Genomic DNA, 22465 nt, shown 5'->3' with positions numbered 1-22465 from the left:
AGCGCCTCCGCCGATCGGCGGAGGCGTTGTTGTAACAGCGGCCGCTTGTCCGGCCGGGAACTTTCACAGGAGGAAAACCATGGGACCGTTTCCGCACGATGCTCCGCCGCCCGCCATCTCGGACGAAAATCCGATGGGAACCGACGGGTTCGAATTTGTCGAATTCTGCCATCCCAATCCGGAAGAGCTCGACCGTCTCTTCAAGATGATGGGCTTTTCCCTCGTCGCGAAGCATCGCTCGAAGAACGTCACCCTTTATCGTCAGGGCGACATCAATTTCGTCGTCAACGCGCAGCCCGGCTCCTTCGCCGAGCGTTTCGCCAGCCAGCATGGGCCGAGCGCTCCGGCCATGGCCTTCCGCGTGGTCGATGCGAAATACGCTTATGAACGCGCGCTGTCTCTCGGTGCCAAGCCGGTCGAGACCCAGACCGGGCCGAACGAGCTCGAGATCCCCGCTATCGAAGGCATCGGCGGGCTGCAGATCTATCTTGTCGACCGCTACGGCGCGAAAGGCTCGATCTACGATGTCGATTTCGAGTGGTTGGGCGAGCGCGATCCCAAGCCGCAAGGGGTCGGTCTCTATTATCTCGACCACCTGACCCACAACGTCTATCGCGGACGTCTGAGCGAATGGGCCGGGTTCTATGAGAGGCTCTTCAACTTCCGCCAGATCCGCTATTTCGACATCGAAGGAAAGCTGACGGGCCTCCATTCCCGCGCCATGACCAGCCCGGACGGGAAGATTCGCATTCCGATCAACGAAGATGCGGGCGAGACCGGGCAGATCGAGGAATATCTGCAGGAATACAAAGGCGAGGGCATCCAGCATGTCGCCCTCGGCTCGCACGACCTTTATGAATCGATCGAGAAGCTGATCGTTATGGGCATCGATTTCATGCCCGCGCCGAACGACATCTATTATTCGCGTATCGACAAGAGGCTGCCCAGTCACGAGGAGCCGATCGAGCGACTCAAGAAGAACGGCATCCTCATCGACGGTGAAGGCGTGGTCGAGGGCGGCTTCACCAAAGTCCTGCTCCAGCGCTTCGGCAAGACCGCCATCGGGCCGATCTTCTTCGAGTTCATCCAGCGCAAGGGCGACGAGGGATTTGGCGAAGGTAATTTCAAGGCGCTCTTCGAGTCGATCGAGGAAGATCAGATTCGCCGTGGCGTCCTGAAGCCGAAGGTGGCCTGAAAAGAGCTTTAAAGAGGAATACAGCTACGATTCGAGAGAGGCCGGGCATGCCCCGGCCTCTCATTTTGGGCAGGAAGGCCATCCTCTCTCCACATTTTGGGCAAGCTTATTCACAGGCCGCTAGCCCTACGGCAGCGATCCATTGCCGCGGATTCGGGGTCTGATGCCACTCATGTCTTTAGCCGAAAACGCTTTTATTTTAAGGGTTTGTTAAGAGACGGACCCAAATCTTTACGCTTCGTAAAGAGGCCTGGCCTGAAACGTTGCCTTTGTGCAACATGGCTTTGAAAACCCCCTTTGAGTGCCCCTTTTGCGCCTTCATTCGGTTGCTTGCGAGGCCGTGCTGGCTAATGTGGCTACAGCGACGGGGGCACCCCAGTCGTGATTTGGCGGTTCCTACCACGAAGGGGGTGCCGCCAAGTTTCTAGGGGAAAAGGGACGTGTTTACGCTTCGTAGAAGCTGTCGAAGCACAAAACCCGGTCCCCCAGGGTCTCAAAACTTTGGAGGTCAACCAATGAAGCTCGTTAAGAGCCTTATGCTCGGATCGGTTGCGGGTCTCGCCGCCGTTGCCAGCGCTCAAGCTGCCGATCTTCCCGCGAAGAAGGCGGCTCCTGTTGAGTACGTTCGCGTCTGCTCCACCTACGGCGCAGGCTTCTTCTACATCCCGGGCACGGAAACCTGCCTGCGTGTCGGTGGCCGCGTCCGCGCTGACTACCTGTACGACACGCCGAACTTCCGCGCTGATGATGCCGTCGGCTTCCGCGCTCGCGGCCGCGTCCAGCTCGACGCCCGTACGGCGACCGCTTATGGTCTCCTCCGCTCGGTCGTCCGCTTCGAGATCACCCGTTCGTCCGGCACGCCGTTCGGCAACACCAACGCCATCAACGGCGGTGGTTCTGCGAACGTCGCCGAAGCTTTCGTCCAGTTCGGCGGCCTGACCGCTGGTCGCGTGACGTCGTTCTTCTCGAACGGCGACCTCCCGACCGGTCACATGGGCACGCTGCGCTTCGACGACGCTCCCGACGTCGACCTGTTGGCTTACACCTTCACGTTCGGCAATGGCTTCTCGGCCAGCCTGTCGATCGAAGACAGCCTCGAGCGTCGCCAGAACGGCTTCATCCCCGGTGGTCTGGCTTCCGCTGCTCTCATCAATGCCGGTACTCGCATGCCCGACGTCGTCGGTAACATCAAGTACACCGGCACGTGGGGTACGGCTCAGCTGTCGGGTGCTGTTCACCAGATCCGCAGCAACAACCTCGTGACGCCCTTCGGTCTCAGCCCTGCGTTCGCGGACTTCCCGGATACCGAGTACGGCTTCGCCGTCGCCGGTTACGTCGGCGTGAACCTGCCGCAGCTCGCTCCCGGTGATGCCCTGTGGCTCGCTGCGACCTACACGAACGGCGCGATCGGCTACCTGAACGGTGGTACGAACGGCGGTAACGGCACGATCATCGGACCGGTCACCCAGTTCGGTTCGGCCAACATCCTGATGGCTGACGCTTTCGTCAACACGGTGTCGGGCGACCTCGAAAAGAGCAAGGCCTGGTCGATCGCCGGTGGCCTGCGCCACTACTGGACCCCGCAAATCCGTTCGAACCTCTTCGGTTCGTACATGCGGGTTGAGTACGGCCGCGGTGGTTCGACCACCAATGTGGCTGGCATCTCGACCGGTCTCGTTGACTTCAACGAGTTCCGCGTCGGCGCCAACGTGTTCTGGCAGCCGGTTTCCGGCCTCGATCTCGGCCTCGAAGTTATCTACGCCAAGATCGATCCCCGCGGCCGCTTGAATGTCCCCGCTGCGAACGGCTTCATCCAGTCGGTTGGCAGCTCGGATGCGATCGAAGGTCGCTTCCGCGTTCAGCGCGACTTCTAATCGGTTCACTCCGATTGGTTAGGGAAACCCCGGTGGAAACACCGGGGTTTTTCTTTTGGTGGCAGGGGCCTTCTTTCATGAAGGCTGCGCCGAGTCGAAACCCATTTTTTCATGGACTCTTGGCTTCGTTTTTGAGGCAGCGTGATGCGGATCCGGAGTTCCGCGTTAGCGAAACCTGTGATCTGGTTTTCTAAAGAGATTTTGCGGCATTAAGCGTTAGAGCCTTGCACCCAAAAGGAAATTCCGCTTTTGGGATCCATCCGATACTCAGCTTTTGAGACCTGTGCATCGCCCGGCGCGGACAAGCGGATCCATTTTCCGCACGGGCGCTAGAAGCTAAAAGGCGCAGCTACGCGAGGGCCTCAAGGGCGCTCTCCGCTTCCACCACGAATTGCTCGATCGCCACGATGAGGTCGCCGTCGATGGCCGGGGCATGGCCCTGATCGGGGACGGTGACGGTCTTGAGGCGCGGATGGGCATCTTGCATGGCCTGAAGAGTCTTATGCGTCAGCAGATCCGAATTGGCGCCCCGGATCGCCAGGACGGGAAAGGGCTTCAGGCCCTCGAACAGGGGCCACAAGACCGGCAGCGGCATTTCGAGGTCGACGGCCTCGAGCGTCTTCATCAATTGCGGATCGTAGTTCAGCACGAGCCCGCCGCCATCCTCGCGTCGGGCATCCTCGCGCCAGGTTCCGCGCGCCAGCTTGAGCCACTGCTCTTCGGTGTAGCGCGGGAATTGCGCATCGGACATCCGCTTCAGGAGATGTGCGGCCTCGCTCATATTCCGCGGAGCGGGGAGCTTGCCGATATAGCTGCGGATGCGGATGAGGCCCTTGCCCTCGATCACGGGGCCGACGTCGTTGAGCACGGCGCCGGCGAGAAGGCTCGGGTGGATGGCGCTGAGCGCCATGGTGATCAACCCGCCGCGGGACGTGCCGACGAAGACGGCCTTGTGAATTCCGGCTGCCGTCAGGACCTGCTGGACGTCGTTCGCCTCGATCCGGACATCGTAATTGCGCCAGTCCTTGTCCCATTCCGAGCGACCGCGCCCTCGGTAGTCGAGCGCGATGACCCGGCGCGGGAGGTCCGCATCGCGGCTCAGACTCTCCGCCAGCTCATGAAAATCCTCCGACGTCCGGGCGAGGCCCGGCAGGCACACCACCGGCAGGGCATCGCCGATGTCGGGGCCGTAGTCGCGGGCAAAGAGGCGCAAGCCATCGGCAGCCGATACGAAAAGATCCCGATAGCTGCCGTTCATATCAACCTCTGGAGCCGTCCTTGAGAGCGGTTTTCGATCTTATTAGAACCGAGGACGCAGTGGAAAGCCTTAAATATTCGTGATTTCTCGCAAAACCGGGGCATCCTTGTGAGAAGACGTTCTCGGGCTGCCATATCGTTTTAGTATTCCTGCCGTGCCGCGCCTGCCGTGACGCCTGCGGGCGTTCCAGGCTTCTGAAGCCGCTGACGGTAAACGTTCAGGTTTTCCAGCACCCTCTGCACATAGTTCCGGGTCTCGGAGAACGGAATGCGCTCGACCCAGTCGATGGCATCCACCCCTGGATCGCGGGGGTCGCCATAGGCGCTGATCCATTTCTTCACGTTGCCGCCGCCTGCATTGTAGGAGGCGAAAGCGAGGATGTGGGAGCCTTTCCACGCATCCATCAACTCCCCAAGATGGGCCGAACCGAGCTTGGCGTTATAGGCGGGATCGGCGGTCAGCCGATTGATGTCGAAGCCGAGGCCGAAACGCTGGGCGGTTTGCTTGGCGGTGGCCGGCATCAGCTGCATCAGGCCCCGGGCTCCGGCGGATGAAACGGCGCTAGGATTGAAGGCACTTTCCTGGCGGGCGATAGCATAGACCATGGCTGGCTCCACATCCTCGCCGACAGGTTCGAAATCCGGAACGGCGGCGAGGGGGTAGGCATGCATGTCGAGAGGAAAGCCCCGCTGCGAAGCCAGCTTTCCGACGATCAGGACGGCACGGGGATTCTTGTGCTCGGCCGCCAGAGAGGCCAAGGCATCCAGATGTCCCGGATCGTCCAGAAACTGCGCGAGCTCGGTATAGAGATTGAGCGTGACATCGGGCTCGTCGAGTTGTTGCAGCAGGGTCAGGGCCTGAATGGGGATCAGCCTCTCGAAGGCCCTGCGTTCCTCCGGCGACAGGGGCTCAACCGTTCGCAGCGCTACCGGCTGACCGAGCTTGGACTTGGCGAGCTGCCCATAATAGGTCGTCGGTTTGTCGGCCGCGCGCTCATAATAGACCTGCGCATCCTTGAAGGATCCCGCAGCCTCTGCCGCGCGTGCCTGCCAATAGGCTACGCGGGCGACTGAGATCGGGGTCGAGGCGGCCTGGTCCGCCGATGCGAAATGGCTAGCTGCCTTCTCCGCATCCTTCAGGAATCGCAGGGCGATCCAGCCCGCATGGAAGGCGGCTTCGATCTTCTGGGCGGGCGATGCCGGGGTCGCCTGGCTCGCGACTTCATAGGCCGTCTTCGCTTCGCCCTTGTCGAGGAGGCCGCGGGCGATCAACCGGCGCTCGGACCACCATTCGTCCCCGTCTACGAGCAGTTCGGGATTGCGCGGCGCCTGCGCCATGACCTGGGCGGCTTCAGTGAGGTTGTTGCTTCGGCGCAGATAAAGGGCGCGGGAGAAGAGAAAGGACGAATCCTTCCGCAAGGACGCCGGCACTGCCGCGAAGGCCTTTTCCGCCTTGCGCTTTCCCTGGTAGAGGCCCATCCGCGCCTTGACGAGCGTCTCGTAATCCTTGCCCGCATAGCCTGCTGCCTTGAACGCTGCGCCCCAGTTCTCCTTGAAAAGCAGCCGTTCCATGCGAAAGCGATGGTCGGTCTGGCTCAGCGTATCGGGAAAGCGGCCGAGGATGCGGCCTTCCAGCTCCGGGCCGAAGGAATCCTCGCGCCACACGTGCCGGATCAGGGCATTGGCCTCTTCGTCAAGGCCGTCGGTCTTGTAGGCGAAGGCGAGTGCGATCCGCCCGGAGCCGGACAGGGGCTTCTGGCGGGCGAAGAAGGCACGGACTTCGGCCGCCGGCCTGCGCTCGGCAACCAGGGCCTCCTCGAGGCGCCGCCGGGCCTGGGTCGTCTGCGGCCAGTCCGGGTAGTTCCGCCGAAAGGCCATGATCCTGTCGAAGCCCATGGGAATGCCGCCGCGAAGGGCGAACCATTCCGCCAGGGCCGAGGCCGCGGGCTGGGCAAGCTTCGATTCCAGGATGACGGCCTCGGCCCAGTCACCGTTGCGATAGGCCTTGAAGATCAAGGGCAGGTAGTCCCGGTCCCGCAGGGGAGGAATGGGGGGGACATAGCCGTAGCCATCGACGGAGCCCGTCGTTTCGACATCGGGCAAAGGCTGCGCGGGTGCGCCGGCAGCGATGGCGGGGTGGCTCTGTTCGGCCCCACTCGCCGCAGCGGCAGCCAGGAACGAGAACTGGACAAGGGCGACGGATGCCAGAAGACGCAATGGGAGATGGATTCTGAGGCTCATGTGGTCCCCTTGCCGCCGGATGCCCTGTTTTAGCGATGGCATACTTGAGGAAACACCATGTGGCGGGATAGGACAACATCCGAGCACGCGGTTTGCGCCGATGCGCCGCAGCCCTTATGTGTTATGCCTCTGGCATGGATTTACCGACCGGACGCTGCTTTTTTCGAGGATGAACATGAAGCAATTCAAAGGCTCCATCACGGCTCTCGTGACCCCGTTCAAGGACGGAGCCGTGGATGAGGCGGCGTTCCGGGGCCATATCAACTGGCAGATCGAGAACGGAACCCACGGCCTCGTTCCCGTCGGCACGACGGGCGAAAGCCCGACGCTCAGCCACAAGGAGCACGACCGGGTCATCGAGATCTGCGTCGAGGAGGTGAAGGGCAGGGTGCCCGTCATCGCCGGCGCCGGATCCAACAGCACGGCCGAGGCGATCGGGTTCTCCCAGCATGCGGAAAAGGTCGGCGCGGATGCGGTGCTGATCGTGACGCCCTATTACAACAAGCCGACCCAGGAAGGGCTCTACCAGCACTTCAAGGCGATCAACGACGCCATCGGCATTCCGATCTTCATCTACAATATCCCGGGCCGATCCGTGATCGACATGTCGGTCGATACCATGGCGCGGCTCTATGAGCTCAAGAACATCGTCGGCGTAAAGGATGCGACCGCCAATATGGCCCGCGCCAGCCTTCAGCGTCAGGCCATGGGGACGGATTTCATCCAGCTCTCGGGCGAGGATGCCACGGCTTTGGGCTTCAATGCCCATGGCGGTCATGGCTGCATCTCCGTCACCGCCAATGTGGCGCCGAGGCTCTGCGCGGAAATGCAGGAGGCTTGCCTGAAAGGCGATTACGCAACCGCTCTCAAGGTCCAGGACCGCCTCTTGCCTCTGCACGAGTCCCTGTTCATCGAAACCAACCCTTCGCCCGTGAAATATGCCGCCTCCGTGCTCGGTCTCATGGACGACACCGTGCGCCTGCCCATGCTCCCGGTCTCGGACGCCACGAAGGCGAAAGTCCGCTCGGCCATGGTGCATGCGGGTCTCATCAACGCTTGAAGCAGATGAAAAACGATCCGAAAAACGCTCATCGCGTCGTCGCCGATAACCGGAAGGCGCGTTTCAACTACGAGATCCTCGATACCTACGAGGCCGGAATCGCGCTGACCGGAACGGAAGTGAAATCCCTGCGTCAGGGCAAGGCGACCATCGGGGAGGCCTATGCGGGCCCCTCCGGGGAGGAGTTCTTCCTCTTCAACGCCTATATCCCGGAATACCTGCAGGCGAACCGTTTCAATCACGAGACCCGGCGGCCCCGGCGGCTGCTTCTGCACAAGCGGCAGATCAACAAGCTCCTAGGCGCAACCCAGCGCGAAGGCTTCACAGTGATTCCGCTGAAGGTCTATTTCAACGAGCGCGGGCGGGCGAAGGTGGAACTCGGCCTCGGACGCGGCAAGAAGCTGCACGACAAGCGCGAGACGGAGAAGGAGCGCACCTGGAACCGCGAGAAGGCGCGCCTCATGCGCGATAAGGGCTGAGCCTTTCCTTCGCAAGCCAGTTGCAAACGACGGAACCGGCATGAAAAAGGCCAGACGTTTCAAAGCGTCCGGCCCTTTTCTTTGGCTATGGCGGCAGGATCATCCTGCGCAAGGCATCAAATCTCGAAATCTTCATCCTGTTGGCGGATCCCGTAGCGGCGCTCCAGCCCGCCGTTCTGCGGCGGCTGGTTGCGCGGCGACCGGTCGGGACGGTCGCCGTTCTCGCCCGGCGCGCGCTGCGGGCGTTCGGACGGATCGCGGCCGATCTTCGAGGAGAGCTGGGCGAGATCCAGAAATTCGTCCGCCTGGCGGCGAAGCTCGTCCGCAACCATGGGAGGCTGCGTGGTGACGGTCGAGGCGACGGACACCCGCACGCCCCGGCGCTGCATGGCCTCCACGAGCGAGCGGAAATCGCCGTCACCCGAGAAAAGGACCATGTGATCGATGTAGGGAGCAAGTTCGAGCGCATCGATGGCGAGCTCGATATCCATGTTGCCCTTCACCTTGCGGCGCCCTGCGGAATCGACGAATTCCTTGGTCGGCTTCGTGACGACGCGGTAGCCGTTGTAATCGAGCCAGTCGATCAGCGGGCGAATGGAAGAATATTCTTGGTCTTCCACGAGGGCCGTATAATAAAAAGCCCGGACAAGAGTGCCTCGGCTCTGAAACTCTTTGAGCAAACGCTTATAATCAATATCGAAGCCAAGTGTTTTCGTCGTAGCGTAAAGATTGGCTCCATCAATGAAGAGCGCGATCCGTTGCTGGCCTGCCATCACTATTCTCTTGCTTGATCCGGCTGGGCCTCTGAAAACAACTTGTTCAACAAAGCGACATCAAAATTATTCGCGCTCGAAATACAATTACGCGACTTATTTGCGACGTGCCTGGAAACAGGCTGTTCTAAAAACCCATCAGACGAGTAAAAAAACTTAATCAAGCATAGTAAAGCGTTGTGGCTTCTTCGTGTCAAGTTAATGCTTTAAAAAAGCCTTAATTCCGAACAACGGAATCATCAATTCTTTATGTTGTAAGATTACGACTTCCGGGCTTGGTGGCGGGAATCGCTGCAAGGTCAGGCGGCAGCTGATCGGCCGGGTAGGCCGGAATGTCGAGCTGGACCAAGGAAACCAAGGGAGCACCCAGATCGGCCTTGCCGCCGGAACGGTCGATCAGGCAGGCGGCGCCGAGGACATTGCCCGGATGCTCGCGCAAGGCGGCCAGGCATTCGCGGGAGGAGAGTCCCGTCGTCACGATATCCTCCACCATCACGACGCGAGCCCCTTCCGGGATCGTGAAGCCCCGCCGCAGGACGAAAGCCCCGTTCTCGCGCTCGACGAAGATCGCCTTGCAGCCCAGGTGCCGGGCCGTCTCGTAACCGGGCACGATGCCGCCGACGGCAGGTGAGACGACGTAATCGACCGGCCCATAGACCTTCGTGATCTTCTCCGCGAGGGCCCGGCAGACCCGTTCGGTGCGGGCCGGATCCTGGAACACGAACATTTTCTGCAGGAAGACCGGGCTGTGCAGTCCCGACGAGAGGATGAAATGCCCCTCCAGCAGAGCGCCTGCGGAGCGGAATTCGTCGAGAACGTCGTTGGGGGTCATGGGCTGTTTCTCCTGCACGGGCGCTGTTTGGCAGGCGCGATGGCGGGAGGCAAGGGGCTAGAGCATCGGACCCAAAAGCGGAGTCCACTTTTGGGTCCGATGCTCAACCCTATAAGCGGCGCATCGTCCACGCGGAAAACCGGGGCCACTTTTCCGCACGATGCGCCAGCAGCAGACTTAAAGCTCCATAGCGAGGCGAAGCGCCGTATCGTTGCGCGGCCTCCGGGGCTTCTCAGTCCGTGGTGATGGCCGTTTCGATATCGGAGGTATCGATCTGCCGACCGAGGCCCGCGTTGAGCTTATCGCGGTCGAGCTCGCCCTCCCACGCCGATACGACGATGGTGGCGACGCCGTTGCCGATGATGTTGGTCAGGGCGCGGACCTCGCTCATGAACTTGTCGATGCCGAGCACGATGGCCATGCCGGGCACGAGCGTCGGGCTGACCACCGCCAGCGTCGCGGCGAGCGTGATGAAACCCGCTCCCGTGACGCCGCTCGCCCCCTTCGAAGTGAGCAGGGCGACCAGGAGAATGACGATCTGCTGTTTGAGCGTCAGATCGAAGCCCAGGGCCTGCGCGATGAACAGGGTGGCCAGGGTCATGTAGATGTTCGTGCCGTCGAGGTTGAAGGAATAGCCCGTTGGTACGACGAGGCCGACCACCGACTTCGAACACCCGAGCCGTTCGAGTTTTTCCATCAGCTGCGGCAGGGCGCTCTCGGACGAACTCGTGCCGAGGACAATCAGGAGCTCGTCCTTGATGTAGGCGAGGAATTTGAAGATGCTGAACCCGACGATCCGCGCGATGAGCCCGAGGACCACGACGACGAATAAGGCTGCCGTGAAATAGAAGGTCGCGATCAGGCCGAGCAGGTTGCCGAGCGCCTGCGGCCCGAAACGTCCGATCGTGTAGGCCATGGCGCCAAAGGCGCCGAGCGGGGCGGCTTTCATGACGATGGCGATGACACCGAACATGGCGTGGGCCGTCTCGTCGATGAGCCCAGGGAGTGCGCCGGCGCGCTTGCCGAGGGCAAGCACCGCGAAGCCGAACAGGATGGCGAACAGAAGCACCTGAAGGATGTCGCCCTGCGCGAAAGCGCCTACGACGCTGTCCGGGATGATGTGCAGGATGAAATCGACCGGCTTTTGCTCGCTCGCCTGCTTGAGATAGCCTGCGACGGCGGCCGGGTCCGGCTTGGCGGCGAGCCCTGCGCCGGGCTTCACCAGGTTGCCGATAAGGAGGCCGATGATCAACGCGAAAGTCGAAACGACTTCGAAATAGACCAGCGCCTTGACCCCGACGCGCCCGACCTTCCTGGCGTCCTGGATATGGGCGATGCCGGAGACCACCGTGCAGAAGATGATGGGGGCGATCACCATCCGGATCAGCTTGATGAAGCCGTCGCCGAGAGCCTTGATCCAGTCGTTCCTGGCGAAATCCGGGAAGAGCCACCCGATGATGGCGCCGATCACGATGGCGATGAGAACCTGGACATAGAGCAGCCTGTACCAGGGCTTCCGGGGGCGGACGACATCGATGCCGTTCATCGTAGCGCTGGTCATAGCGCTCTCCTCGCCTGTACCGTCAAGGCAGTTCAAGCTTGCCCTCGGACAGGAATTTTCTCAGGCCCGCCGAGGGAAATCCTGCCGGATCTTACTACGATTCCGGCTGGTCAAGGGATTTAAAAGCGGCCGTCAGCCCAAGTTTCCGTTCTTCACATCCGGGTCATGCCGACAGCAAGGCCGCAGATTGCGATCATGCCGATGGCGATGAGAACGAACACGAGGTCGCCGTGGCCAAATCCCGGCACGTTCAGGACGGTGCGCGGCGCGTCGGGGGAAAGGCCGCGCGCCTCCATGGCGATGGCCGTGCGCCCCGCTCGGCGGATCGCAAAGGCGAGCAGGGGGATCACGAGGCCGAACAGCCCGACGGGGCTGGGAATCCGTCGTGGCGGTCGGCCTGATTTCATGGCGCGGGCAAGACGCATCTGTTGCGCTTCCGATGCAAGATCGGGCACGAGCTGCATCGCTGCAAAGAGCGAGTAGCCGATCCGCGCCGGCAGCTTGCCATAGACCATGAAGGCCCGGATCGCCGCGCCAGGATCGGTCGTGAGCGCGAAGAAGATGGAGATCATGCCGCAGGCGATAGCGCGCAGGAACAACGTGATGCCGGCCGAAAAGGCAGGCGTGGCGAACAGGGATTCTCCCGCCATGCGTAGAGCGAAATCGCTCTCCCGGCGAAAAAGCAGGGAGGTCGTGAGAAAGCCGAAGCCGAACAGGGCGAACGGCACCATGAGAGCGAGAAGGAGCAGTGGAGGGGTGCGGTTGAAGACGATGAGCGCGAGCGCCGGGATCAGGATGCAGGCGACCTGGAAACGCGCATCGAAGACCAGCACCGCCGCTGCAAGCCAGACGATGCAGACGATAAGCTTGGTGATCGGGTTGAGCGTCTTCAGCATCCCGCCACCTGCTGCAACCATCTCCGCGCCGGAGCGCAGGACGGCTCCGCCAATCCTGCCCGCTTGAGGAGTTGAGGATCGCTCAGGAGCGTTTCCGTTGGTCCATCGGCCAGGAGACGTCCCTCGCCGACGACGATGCAGCGGGTGCAGAGCTGCAGGGCGAGGTCCATGTCATGGGAGATGATGGCGATGGCGCGGCCCTTCCGGCGCAGCGCCGAGATTTCCGCCGCCAGGGTGGACGCGCCATGAGCATCGAGCCCCGCCATCGGCTCGTCCAGAACGAGCAGCGGCCAGTTTTCGCCGATCGTGAGCGTCGCCAGGGCCAGCCGCCGCTTCTGGCCCTGCGAGAGTTCGAACGGGTGACGATCCTCGAAGCTCGTCAGTCCCCATGTCGCCAGGGTGTCCGCCACGCGGCGGAGCTTCTCGTCGTCAGTCATTCGTTTCGGCAGGGCGGTGAGCATTTCCTCGCGGACCGTGCCCGCGACGAACTGGTTCTCGGGACGCTGGAAGGCGAGGCCGCCGGGCGCGCCGCTTCTCTTACCGCCTTTCAGTGTCAGAACGCCCGCAAGGCAGGCACCGAGCGTCGACTTGCCCGCGCCGTTCGCGCCCAGGATGCCGAGGATTTCCCCTTCATGGATGGCAAGATCGATGTTGTGTAAAACCGTGGGGCCCAGGAATGGCGCGCAATCGGCGCCTGTGAGGCGCGCCACAACGCGCGCATTCTCGACCGGTACAGGCCGGGCCGACCGTGCCGCGATGAACGCCGCGACGGCGGGCCGGGCTCTCTCGATCTCTTCGTGCGAAGCCGAGGCAGGATCGAGATGCCCGAGAGCTTCCGACACGGAGAGAGGGGCGATGGGTGGCGCGACGCCCGCTTCCGCCAATGCTGCATCGAGTGCGCTCGATGCGGGACACCAGATGCCGAGGGATGCGAGCAATTCGCGTTTCTCGCGAAAGACCGCACGCGGATGTCCCTCCGCGATGATCGTGCCGTCCCTGCTTAAAACAACCATGCGGTCGATCGCATGGATCAACCCGTCGAGCCTGTGGTCGACGATCAGGATGCAGTGATCCGGGTCGGTCTTCGTCAGTAGCGCATGAAGGCGGCTTGCCGCTTCCGGCGCCAGATGCGCCGTCGGTTCGTCGGCGACGAAAAGCGGCGCATCCTGCACGAGTGTCGCCGCGAGAGCCGCGAGCTGGCGCTCGCCACCCGAAAGCGTCAACGAACGCCGCTTGCGCCAGCTGTCCGGCAAGCCGACGCGTTGCATGGCTCGCGTGACGGCTTCCTCGATGGCCTCCGGCGGCAGCGCGCGGTTTTCGAGAGCGAAAGCGATCTCATCCTCGACGCGCATGCCGCAGAGGGTCTGGTCCGCATCCTGGAAATATTGCGCCACATGCGCGGCCCACGCCCATGGTTTTCGCGCCTGCGCATCGATTCCGAAAATGCCGATCCGCCCGTCGACCTCGGCGGGGATGCTCTGCGGAATCAATCCCGTCAGGGTCAGCAGGAGTGTGGATTTGCCGGAGCCCGATGGTCCGAGGAGGAGAACCCTCTCTCCTCGGCGGATCTCGAGATCGACCGGCCCCACCGCCTCGCGCTTCGCGAACGGATATTGGACCCGGACGCCGCGCCATTCCGCGGCGGATGAGGTCTCAGGCAATGGCGGATCGCTTGTCATGATCGATCGCGAGGCCCGCGAGGGCGCCGGTTTTGTAGAGCGCTTCCACGATTACATGGCCGAGCCAGCCGCCCAGCACGGCGCCGCTCAGGCAGCGCAGAACGAACATGGCGATGAGCACGGTCGGCTGCAACGAACCGTAATCGAAGCGGATCCAGGTATAGGCGAACGAGAAGACAGCCGCGCCGACGCCGGCCGCCATCAGGACCGGCAGGGAATAGTTCCGCCAACGGGTTGCGGCGAAGACGGCTTCCGCGCCTGCGCCCTGAATCGCGCCGGACAGCAACAGCAGCAACCCGCCTGGGCTGCCGAGCAGGATCTCCACGGCCGCGGCCAGAACCTCGGACGCAAACGCGACGCCCGGCTTGCGGACGATCGCCGCCGCCACGATGGAGGCGACGAACCAGAAGCCCATCACCACATCCATGGTGAGCGAGCCGAAGACCGCCTGCGCGATCAGCCAGACCTGCACCCAGGCCAGATACAGCACGGCGAAAACCGCGCCGAGCACGGTGACGATGAGGGTTTCCTTCAGAGTCCAGCCTTGATGGAAAGACATGCGATTCCTCCAGGTTTTATAGGCGAATGACGAGTAGGCTTACGCGGCGGCGGTCGGGCTGTTGGCCGAGACCTTCATGTCGAGCGCGACGTGGCCTGCCGGCGCGCCGAAGCGCAGAAAGGCCTCGCTCAGCGTCGCGAAGACCTGGCCCGCATCCCCGCGCAGCTTGGTGCAGAAATTCTTCGATCTGTCGAAGACGCCGGACTGCTTCAGGAAATCGATGCAGCCGTAGATCTCGTCCATGTGGTGGCCGTCGCCGAGGGGATAGAGCGAGAATTGCGCGGCGACGATCCGGCCGGTCTTGGGAGCTGTCGCCACATGTGCGACTGCATCGGCGATCCGCTCTTCGAGGGATTTGCCATGGCCGGCCGCATTGGCGGGTGTGCAGATCGGATCGTCGGGCTCGCCCGGACAGCCGCGCGAGACGGTGGCTGCGAGGACGCAATGCGTTCCGCTGCCAGCCGCCGCCACGAAGAGATCGCGCATGGCGGGAAAGAGCTGGTCCGGCGGCCCGACGAGGAGGGTGGAAATATCGTCGGTCTCGATCCGGAATGCGGGCCGGTAAGGCTCGAGTGCGCCGATGGCATCGAGGATGACGCGGACGAAATCGTCCGTCATCGGATAAAGGGAAATCTGTGCGCCGGAAAACATGGTCGCCTCGCTCCGCTGGTATTACCCAGATCAGCTTGAGGGTCCGGCAGCTTCGCGCCACCATCTCAGCCCCGGCCTTACGGAGCACCCCTGTCGAATTGAGGAACGCTTATCACCTTTCGTTGGGTAAGTGCAATCGCGATCGACATGCCTTCGCCACCTGTGACGCGTTGTCCTCAGAGCCGATGGGACGAGAGCGGGAAGCGGCCCGCTCACCCGAGGTGGAATCGAGCCAGCAACTCCGTCAGGGATTTCTGCCCGCCTCTTCCACGAACGCCTCGAAAACCCGGTGTCCCGGATGGTCGGTCGAGGCCATGGCTTCCGGGTGCCATTGCAGGCCGATGGCGAAACGGTAGGCGGGGACCTCGATGGCCTCCACGACGCCGTCGGGTGCATGGGCGCTGGCGACGACCTTGTCGGAGAGTTCGACCACGGCTTCCCGGTGGAAGGTATTCACGTCGAAACGCGCGACGCCCATGATCCGCGACAGGGCCGTGCCGGGTGCGATATCCGCCGGATGCAGGGCATCGTCCTGGTCGTGATGGAGAATGTCGGGCCGGTAGGACCGGATGTCGGACACCATGCGGCAGCCATGGAGGCAGGCGAGCATCTGCATGCCGTTGCAGATGCCGAGGACAGGCTTGTCCCGCTCGAGAAAGCCCTTCATCAGCGCGCGGTCGACGGCAAGCCGGTCGGAGAGGGGGAATTTCGAGCAGTCGCCGTCCACGTACCAGTCTTCGGGAAAGTTGATCCGGCCGCCGACGCTGACGAACCCATCGAACTCGTCCGCGACCGGGGCCACCAGATCCTCCATATAAGGAATGCCGAAGGGCAGGCCGCCGGCCCGCCGGATGGCGTTGAAATACGCCTTCGACATGTCGTAGCGGGCACCGCCCGCGCTGGTGTTCTCGCCGAGGATGATGGCGATGCGAGGCTTCGTCTTCATGATGATCCTGATGTCCTATCCGTTGACCCGGTCGACGCGGCTGACCACGCGCTTGGCGCGCAGCTCCGCGATGATGGCGTTGAGATGTTTCAGATCCCAGACGGCGAGATCGATGGTGATATCCGTGAAGTCCTGGGTCCGTCGCTTCATCGCCACGTTGTCGATATTGCCGTCATGGTCGGCGATGACCTGCGTGATCTGCGCCAGGGAGCCTGGCTCGTTGATCGATTGCAGCTTGATGCGCGCGGGGAAGCGCTGCGGATCGTCCGGCTCCACGTCCCAGCGCACGTCGATCCAGCGATCGGGTTCGTTGTCAAAGGCGGCAAGGGAGGGCGACTGGATCGGGTAGATTGTCACCCCTTCTCCGGGCGTCAGAATGCCGACGATCCGGTCTCCGGGCACCGCGCCGCCTTCCGGCGCGAAGCGCACCGGCATGTCGGCATTGAGACCGCGGATCGGGATCGCGCCGGGTCCCTGGTCTCCGGAGCCTTTCTCCGGCGGCGGGCCATCGGGCTTTTTCCCTGGTTGTGCGGCGGCCGCGCCATCTCCGGTGCCCGCGCGCCGCTCTTCCTTGTAGTCGGGATAAACGGCCCGCACCACATCGCCCGAGAACATCTCGCCCCGGCCGACGGCGGCCAAGACATCCTCGATGGAGGCCCGCGCCAGACGGGGCAGGGCACCTTTCAGCTTCTCGTCGGAGAATATGCGGCGGGCACGCTCGAAGGCCCGCTCCAGGATCTGCCGGCCGAGCCCCATATATTGCTGGCGCACGGCGGCGCGGGTCGCGCGTCGGATGGAGGCGCGGGCCTTGCCCGTCACCACCAGCGTTTCCCATGCGGCGGGCGGCGTCTGGCCCTCGGCGCGGACGATCTCCACCTCGTCGCCGTTCTGGAGTTCGGTCAGAAGCGGAGACATCCGGCCGTTGATCTTGCAGCCCACCGCCGTGTTGCCGACATCCGTGTGCACCGCATAAGCGAAGTCGATGGGCGTCGCCCCGCGCGGAAGGGCGATGAGGCGGCCCTTCGGCGTGAAGCAGAACACCTGATCGTGGAAGAGTTCGAGCTTCGTATGTTCGAGAAACTCCTCCGGCGTGTCGCCCTCGGCCAGAAGGTCGACGGTGCGGCGCAGCCATTGATAGGCGCGGCTCTCGGTGGCGAGGCGGGAATTGTCGTTGACGCCCTCCTTGTAGAGGGCATGCGCGGCGATGCCGTATTCCGCGACCTCGTCCATCTCCTTGGTGCGGATCTGCAGCTCGACGCGCTGGCGGCCCGGGCCGATCACGGTGGTGTGGATGGAGCGGTAATCGTTCTGCTTCGGGGTCGAGATGTAGTCCTTGTAGCGCCCCGGCACCATGGGCCAGCTGGTATGGACGACGCCGAGCGCCCGATAGGCCTCGTCGACGCTGCCGACGATGACCCGGAAGCCGAAAATGTCGGAAAGTTGCTCGAAGGAGACCGACTTGCGCTCCATCTTGCGCCAGATCGAGTAGGGCCGCTTCTGCCGGCCCGTCACCGTGGCCTCGATCCCCTGCGCCTTCAGCTTGGCGGTAAGGTCGCGCTCGATTTCATCGACCAGCTTCTCGGCTTTGGCGGTCACCTCCCGCAGATGCCGGCTGATCGCCTCATGGGCTTCCGGATCGAGGTTATGGAAGGCCAGATCCTCCAGCTCCTCGCGCATTTCCTGGATGCCCATGCGCCCGGCGAGCGGGGCATAGATGTCGAGGGTTTCCTCGGCAATGCGCTTGCGCTTCTCTGACGGCATGAACTGGAGGGTGCGCATGTTGTGCAGGCGGTCGGCGAGCTTGACCAGGAGAACCCGCACGTCATCGGCGATGGCGAGCAGCAGCTTGCGGAAATTCTCGCCTTGGGCCGCCTGTTTCGATACGAGGTCGAGGCGCTTGAGCTTGGTCAGCCCGTCGACAAGGGCTCCGATCTGGGGCCCGAAGGTCTTGTTGATCTCCTCCAGCGTCGCCTGGGTATCCTCGACCGTGTCGTGGAGAACCGCCGCCGCGATAGTGGCGTCGTCGAGCTTGAGATCCGTCAGAATGGCGGCAACTTCAAGGGGATGGCCGAAGAACAGATCGCCGGATGCGCGCTTCTGGTTGCCATGAGCCATCATGGCATACACGTAAGCGCGGTTGAGAAGCGCCTCATCGGCCGAGGGGTTGTAGCGCTTGACCCGCTCGACAAGTTCATATTGGCGCATCATTAGGCGGCCATCTCCTTTTCTTTCGATGTAGCTGGCTGAAGTTAAAAGGATATTGTGGAAGGGTTGCAGACCGCAAGGCTTCCGTCGGCGCCAAACAGACCGATCATGAAAAAAGCCCGGCGCAGGGCCGGGCTTTTCAAAAATTTTCTTGTCCGCGAAGCCTATTCGCGGTCGTCGTCGTCCGCGCTGCTGCTCGGGGGGACGAGGCCTTCGAGGCCGCGGAGCAGGTCTTCTTCGCTCATGCGGTCGAACTGCACGTCCGTGTCGTTGTCACCACGGGCGACGGCCGTTGCGGCAGCGGCGGTGTTGCCGAGAAGCGGAACGGCCTCGGCCTCCGGCTCGTCCACCTCGACGTATTTCTGCATCGAGTGGATGAGCTGCTCCTTCAGGTCGTCGGGAGCGATGGTCTCGTCCGCGATTTCGCGGAGAGCCACGACGGGGTTTTTGTCGCGGTCGCGGTCGATCGTGAGCGGCGAACCCGAGGAAATCAGGCGGGCGCGATGGCTGGCCAGCAGCACGAGCTCAAACCGGTTGTCGACCTTGTCGATGCAGTCTTCGACGGTCACACGAGCCATGAAGAGGCTCCTTCTTGAGGTTCGGGGAATATCGGAACGGGCTCGTTACACCGGTTAGCTCAAGAAAACAAGGGGATAGGCGGTGTCGAAACCGCTTGTCCAAGCTTGACTTGCGCCTTTGACGATGCGAGTCCCGCCCAGTTTTATCAAATAAAGGGCGGGTCCCTATGAAGCGCGCGTTCATCTTCCCGGGACAGGGAAGTCAGTCGGTCGGCATGGGCAAGGCCCTGGCGGAGGCTTTTCCGCAGGCCAAGGCGGTTTTCGACGAGGTGGATGATGCGCTTTCGCAGAAGCTCTCCACTCTGATGTGGGAAGGCCCGGCGGACGACCTGACGCTGACCGCCAATACCCAGCCGGCCCTGATGGCGGTGAGCTTGGCCGCGATGCGGGTCCTGGAGGCCGAGGCCGGTCTGGACCTGAAGAAGCATGCCGCCTTCGTCGCGGGCCATTCGCTGGGCGAATATTCGGCCCTGGCCGCCGCCGGCAGCCTATCCATCGGTGATACGGCCCGCCTGCTGCGGATTCGCGGCAATGCCATGCAGAACGCGGTGCCGGTGGGGCAGGGCGCGATGGCGGCCCTCCTGGGCCTCGAATACGACGCGGCCCTCGAGATCGCCCGCGAGGCGGCTCAGGGAGAGGTTTGCGACGCGGCCAACGACAATGGCGGCGCGCAGGTCGTGGTCTCCGGCCACAAGGCAGCGGTGGAGCGGGCCGTGGTTATCGCGCAAGGCAAGGGCGCAAAGCGCGCGGTGATGCTCAATGTCTCCGCCCCCTTCCACAGCGCGCTCATGGCTCCGGCCGCCGAGGCGATGCGCGAAGCTTTGGCCAAGGTGACGGTCAATACCCCCGCCGTGCCGCTGGTGGCGAATGTGACGGCGGGACTCGTCACCGACCCGGCGGCGATCCGCGACGGCCTCGTCCGGCAGGTCACGGGCACCGTGCGCTGGCGCGAGAGCGTCGCTTACATGGCGTCTCAAGGGGTTGAATCGTTCTATGAGGTCGGGTCCGGCAAGGTCCTGACCGGACTCGTCAAACGCATCGCGGCGGGTGCCACCGGCTCCGCCATCGGCACGCCCGAAGACGTGGCGGCCTTCAAAGCTTCTCTGCAAGGGTAAGGAGACCCCGGCATGTTCGATCTTTCCGGCCGCAAGGCTCTCGTCACCGGCGCCACCGGCGGAATCGGTGGCGCCATCGCCCGCGCTCTTCATGAGCGGGGCGCGACCGTGACCCTTTCCGGCACCCGCCGCAGCGCGCTCGACGAGCTGGCCGCGTCGCTCGGCGACCGGGTCCATGTGGTCGAGGCGAATCTCTCCGACAAGGATTCGGTCGAGGCGCTCGTCCCGGCGGCAGAGACCGCCATGGAAGGGCTCGACATCCTGGTCAACAACGCTGGCGTGACCCGCGACAACCTTTTCATGCGCATGAAGGACGAGGAATGGGACACGGTCATCGCCGTCAACCTCACCGCCGCCTTCCGCCTTTCCCGCGCAGCCGTGAAGGGCATGATGCGCCGCCGCTACGGCCGCATCGTCAATATCGGCTCGGTCGTGGGCTCCACGGGCAATCCGGGACAGGGTAACTATGCCGCTTCGAAGGCCGGCCTGATCGGCATGACCAAGGCTCTTGCGGCCGAGGTGGCGAGCCGCAATATCACGGTGAACTGCGTCGCGCCGGGTTTTATCGAATCTCCCATGACCGATGCGCTCAACGATAAGCAGAAGGATGCGATCCTGGGCACGATTCCCATGGCACGGCTCGGTCAGGGTGATGAAATTGCGTCGTCCGTCGTTTATCTTGCGTCGTCCGAAGCCGGCTACGTGACGGGTCACACCCTTCACGTGAATGGCGGAATGGCTATGTTCTAGAAGCCTTTAGAGGCGGAGCCGGAATCTATTTGGGAGTATCTGCGAACCCCTCGCCATAGAGGATAAGCTTGTGTTAATCATGGGCTCGTTCGGGTCGGAGGGGTTGACCGGCGCTGAAAAATGCGGCTTTGCACGGCGCAAGGCGGCCGTTTCAGCGTTACCAGCTGAGCAGCTGATCTGAGTTTCAATTTTAATCCGCCCAAATCCTGAGGCGGCAGCCACTGAGGAAAAAACGATGAGTGACGTCGCTGATCGCGTGAAGAAGATCGTTGTCGAGCACCTGGGCGTCGAGGCCGATAAGGTGACCGACAATGCCAACTTCATCGACGACCTGGGCGCCGACAGCCTTGACACCGTCGAGCTCGTCATGGCGTTCGAGGAGGAGTTCAACGTCGAGATCCCGGACGACGCGGCCGAGACCATCGTCACGGTCGGCGACGCCATCCGCTTCCTTGAGAAGAATGCGGCCTAAAGAGCCGTCGGGCGCCGGACGACTCCGTTCGGCGCCCAAGTTTTATTTTAACGGCAGGAATTAGTATGAGGCGGGTTGTCGTCACAGGTCTTGGCATGGTCACGCCGCTCGGCTGCGGTGTAGAGCCGACATGGTCTCGCATCCTTAACGGTCAGAGCGGCGCCAAAAGGATCGAAGGTTTCGAAATCGACGATCTCGCCTGCCAGATCGCCTGCCAGCTTCCTACCGGCGACGGTTCCGACGGCACCTTCAATCCCGACCAGTGGATGGAGCCGAAGGAGCAGCGCAAGGTCGATCCCTTTATCGTCTATGCCATGTCGGCGGCGACCCAGGCTCTCGACGATGCGGGCTGGAAGCCGACAACTTACGAGGATCAATGCGCCTCCGGCGTGCTGATCGGCTCGGGCATCGGCGGCATCGGCGGCATCTACGAGGCCTCCCAGACCCTGATCGAACGCGGCCCGCGCCGCATCTCGCCCTTCTTCATTCCCGGTCGCTTGATCAACTTGGCGGGCGGCTACGTTTCGATCGCGCATGGGCTCAAGGGCCCCAACAACGCGGTCGTCACCGCCTGTTCCACGGGCTCGCACGCCATCGGCGATGCGGCGCGGCTGATCGCGCTGGGCGATGCCGAGGTGATGGTGGCGGGCGGCACGGAATCGCCGATCAACCGCCTGTCTATTGCCGGGTTCGCGGCCTGCCGGGCGCTCTCCACGAATTTCAACGACGATCCGACCAGAGCCTCGCGCCCCTACGACAAGGACCGTGACGGCTTCGTCATGGGCGAGGGCGCGGGTGTCGTCGTGCTCGAGGAATACGAGCACGCCAAGGCGCGCGGCGCCAAGATCTATGCCGAAGTCATCGGCTACGGCCTGTCGGGCGACGCCTATCACATCACGTCCCCCTCCGAGGATGGCGACGGCGCCTATCGCTGCATGGCGGCAGCGATCAAGCGGGCCGGCATATCGGCCTCGGAGATCGACTATATCAACGCCCACGGCACTTCGACGCCTCTCGGCGACGAGCTTGAGCTGAAGGCGGTGGAGCGCATCGTCGGCAATGCCGCCGGCAAGCTGTCCATGTCGTCCACCAAGTCGGCCATCGGCCATCTTCTCGGCGCCGCCGGCGCGGTCGAGGCGATCTTCTCGATCCTGGCGATGCGCGACGGAATCGTTCCGCCGACGCTCAACCTTGACAATCCCTCCGTCGAAACGGCCATCGACCTCGTTCCGCACAAGGCGAAGACGAAGGAGATCAATGTGGCACTCTCGAACTCGTTCGGGTTCGGCGGCACCAACGCTTCGTTGATTTTCCGTCGCGCATCCTGATTTGCGTGGCGGCG

20 protein-coding genes and 1 riboswitch are annotated in these 22465 nt (G+C 62.9%); of the genes, 8 read left to right on the top strand and 12 right to left on the bottom strand.

The genetic code is table 11. The features are described from left to right. Positions 1-79: 79 nt before the first annotated feature. Both hppD and AB4Y97_RS06390 read left to right on the top strand, forming a co-directional pair. Positions 80-1195, top strand: a complete 1116-nt coding sequence (gene hppD, locus AB4Y97_RS06395) for a 4-hydroxyphenylpyruvate dioxygenase (protein ID WP_441998181.1) — start codon at positions 80-82, stop codon at positions 1193-1195. A gap of 515 nt (positions 1196-1710) precedes the next feature. Beyond that, positions 1711-3069, top strand: a complete 1359-nt coding sequence (locus AB4Y97_RS06390) for a porin (protein WP_441998180.1) — start codon at positions 1711-1713, stop codon at positions 3067-3069. Positions 3070-3418: 349 nt separating this feature from the next. On the opposite strand, the gene AB4Y97_RS06385 is transcribed toward AB4Y97_RS06390, so the two are convergent. Beyond that, positions 3419-4327 (bottom strand): alpha/beta fold hydrolase, encoded by a 909-nt coding sequence (locus AB4Y97_RS06385; protein ID WP_441998179.1) that lies wholly within the window; start codon positions 4325-4327, stop codon positions 3419-3421. A gap of 140 nt (positions 4328-4467) precedes the next feature. After that, positions 4468-6567: a transglycosylase SLT domain-containing protein gene (locus AB4Y97_RS06380; protein ID WP_441998178.1), complete on the bottom strand. Its 2100-nt coding sequence runs from the start codon at positions 6565-6567 to the stop codon at positions 4468-4470. A 175-nt stretch (positions 6568-6742) separates the two neighbouring features. Here AB4Y97_RS06380 and dapA point away from each other — a divergent pair, with 175 nt between their 5' ends. Together dapA and smpB are read left to right on the top strand one after the other, a co-directional pair. Continuing rightward, a complete protein-coding gene (gene dapA / locus AB4Y97_RS06375; RefSeq protein WP_441998177.1) occupies positions 6743-7627 on the top strand; it encodes a 4-hydroxy-tetrahydrodipicolinate synthase in 885 nt (294 codons plus the stop codon). A 5-nt stretch (positions 7628-7632) separates the two neighbouring features. Next, a complete protein-coding gene (gene smpB, locus AB4Y97_RS06370; protein WP_441998176.1) occupies positions 7633-8106 on the top strand; it encodes an SsrA-binding protein SmpB in 474 nt (157 codons plus the stop codon). Between the two features lie 116 nt (positions 8107-8222). Here smpB and AB4Y97_RS06365 read toward each other — a convergent pair whose 3' ends face one another. From AB4Y97_RS06365 to rpoZ, 10 genes are all read right to left on the bottom strand, one after another. Then, positions 8223-8879 carry a LabA-like NYN domain-containing protein gene (locus AB4Y97_RS06365; RefSeq protein WP_441998175.1) on the bottom strand — a complete coding sequence of 219 codons (657 nt, stop codon included), beginning with the start codon at positions 8877-8879 and terminating at the stop codon, positions 8223-8225. Positions 8880-9126: 247 nt separating this feature from the next. Next, positions 9127-9711 carry an orotate phosphoribosyltransferase gene (gene pyrE / locus AB4Y97_RS06360; protein WP_441998174.1) on the bottom strand — a complete coding sequence of 195 codons (585 nt, stop codon included), beginning with the start codon at positions 9709-9711 and terminating at the stop codon, positions 9127-9129. A gap of 232 nt (positions 9712-9943) precedes the next feature. Beyond that, positions 9944-11272, bottom strand: coding sequence for a C4-dicarboxylate transporter DctA (gene dctA, locus AB4Y97_RS06355; protein ID WP_441998173.1), 1329 nt, complete (start codon positions 11270-11272; stop codon positions 9944-9946). A gap of 152 nt (positions 11273-11424) precedes the next feature. Next, the gene (locus tag AB4Y97_RS06350) at positions 11425-12168 is read right to left on the bottom strand and encodes an energy-coupling factor transporter transmembrane component T family protein (RefSeq protein WP_441998172.1); all 744 of its coding nucleotides are present in this window, start codon (positions 12166-12168) and stop codon (positions 11425-11427) included. Beyond that, positions 12162-13847 carry an ABC transporter ATP-binding protein gene (locus tag AB4Y97_RS06345; RefSeq protein ID WP_441998171.1) on the bottom strand — a complete coding sequence of 562 codons (1686 nt, stop codon included), beginning with the start codon at positions 13845-13847 and terminating at the stop codon, positions 12162-12164. The genes AB4Y97_RS06350 and AB4Y97_RS06345 overlap by 7 nt, the downstream gene beginning before the upstream one ends. After that, positions 13822-14406, bottom strand: coding sequence for an ECF transporter S component (locus AB4Y97_RS06340; RefSeq protein WP_441998170.1), 585 nt, complete (start codon positions 14404-14406; stop codon positions 13822-13824). Before AB4Y97_RS06340 ends, AB4Y97_RS06345 begins: the two co-directional genes overlap by 26 nt. 39 nt (positions 14407-14445) lie before the next feature. After that, entirely contained in the window at positions 14446-15057 is a 612-nt protein-coding gene (locus tag AB4Y97_RS06335; RefSeq protein ID WP_441998169.1) for a YkoF family thiamine/hydroxymethylpyrimidine-binding protein, read from the bottom strand. Beyond that, positions 15048-15159, bottom strand: a riboswitch (TPP riboswitch). (Overlaps the previous gene by 10 nt.) 142 nt (positions 15160-15301) lie before the next feature. Beyond that, complete coding sequence (locus AB4Y97_RS06330) at positions 15302-16003, bottom strand: gamma-glutamyl-gamma-aminobutyrate hydrolase family protein (RefSeq protein ID WP_441998168.1); 702 nt, start codon at positions 16001-16003, stop codon at positions 15302-15304. Between the two features lie 15 nt (positions 16004-16018). Beyond that, a complete protein-coding gene (locus AB4Y97_RS06325; protein WP_441998167.1) occupies positions 16019-18211 on the bottom strand; it encodes a RelA/SpoT family protein in 2193 nt (730 codons plus the stop codon). A 161-nt stretch (positions 18212-18372) separates the two neighbouring features. Then, positions 18373-18786, bottom strand: a complete 414-nt coding sequence (gene rpoZ / locus AB4Y97_RS06320; RefSeq protein WP_441998166.1) for a DNA-directed RNA polymerase subunit omega — start codon at positions 18784-18786, stop codon at positions 18373-18375. 167 nt (positions 18787-18953) lie between these two features. Between rpoZ and fabD the strand changes: the two genes are divergently transcribed. The 4 genes from fabD to fabF all read left to right on the top strand — a co-directional run bounded on the left by fabD (position 18954) and on the right by fabF (position 22451). Continuing rightward, positions 18954-19901, top strand: a complete 948-nt coding sequence (gene fabD, locus AB4Y97_RS06315; protein ID WP_441998165.1) for an ACP S-malonyltransferase — start codon at positions 18954-18956, stop codon at positions 19899-19901. Positions 19902-19913: 12 nt separating this feature from the next. After that, positions 19914-20651, top strand: a complete 738-nt coding sequence (gene fabG / locus AB4Y97_RS06310; RefSeq protein ID WP_441998164.1) for a 3-oxoacyl-[acyl-carrier-protein] reductase — start codon at positions 19914-19916, stop codon at positions 20649-20651. Positions 20652-20886: 235 nt separating this feature from the next. Continuing rightward, entirely contained in the window at positions 20887-21123 is a 237-nt protein-coding gene (locus AB4Y97_RS06305) for an acyl carrier protein (RefSeq protein ID WP_009764365.1), read from the top strand. Positions 21124-21188: 65 nt separating this feature from the next. After that, positions 21189-22451, top strand: coding sequence for a beta-ketoacyl-ACP synthase II (gene fabF / locus AB4Y97_RS06300; protein ID WP_441998163.1), 1263 nt, complete (start codon positions 21189-21191; stop codon positions 22449-22451). Positions 22452-22465: the final 14 nt, after the last annotated feature.

The sequence above is a fragment of the Microvirga sp. 2TAF3 genome (assembly GCF_052114965.1).
Lineage (GTDB): Bacteria > Pseudomonadota > Alphaproteobacteria > Rhizobiales > Beijerinckiaceae > Microvirga.
The sequence above is the reverse complement of the archived record's forward strand: the minus strand, read 5'-3'. Positions and strand labels throughout refer to the sequence as shown.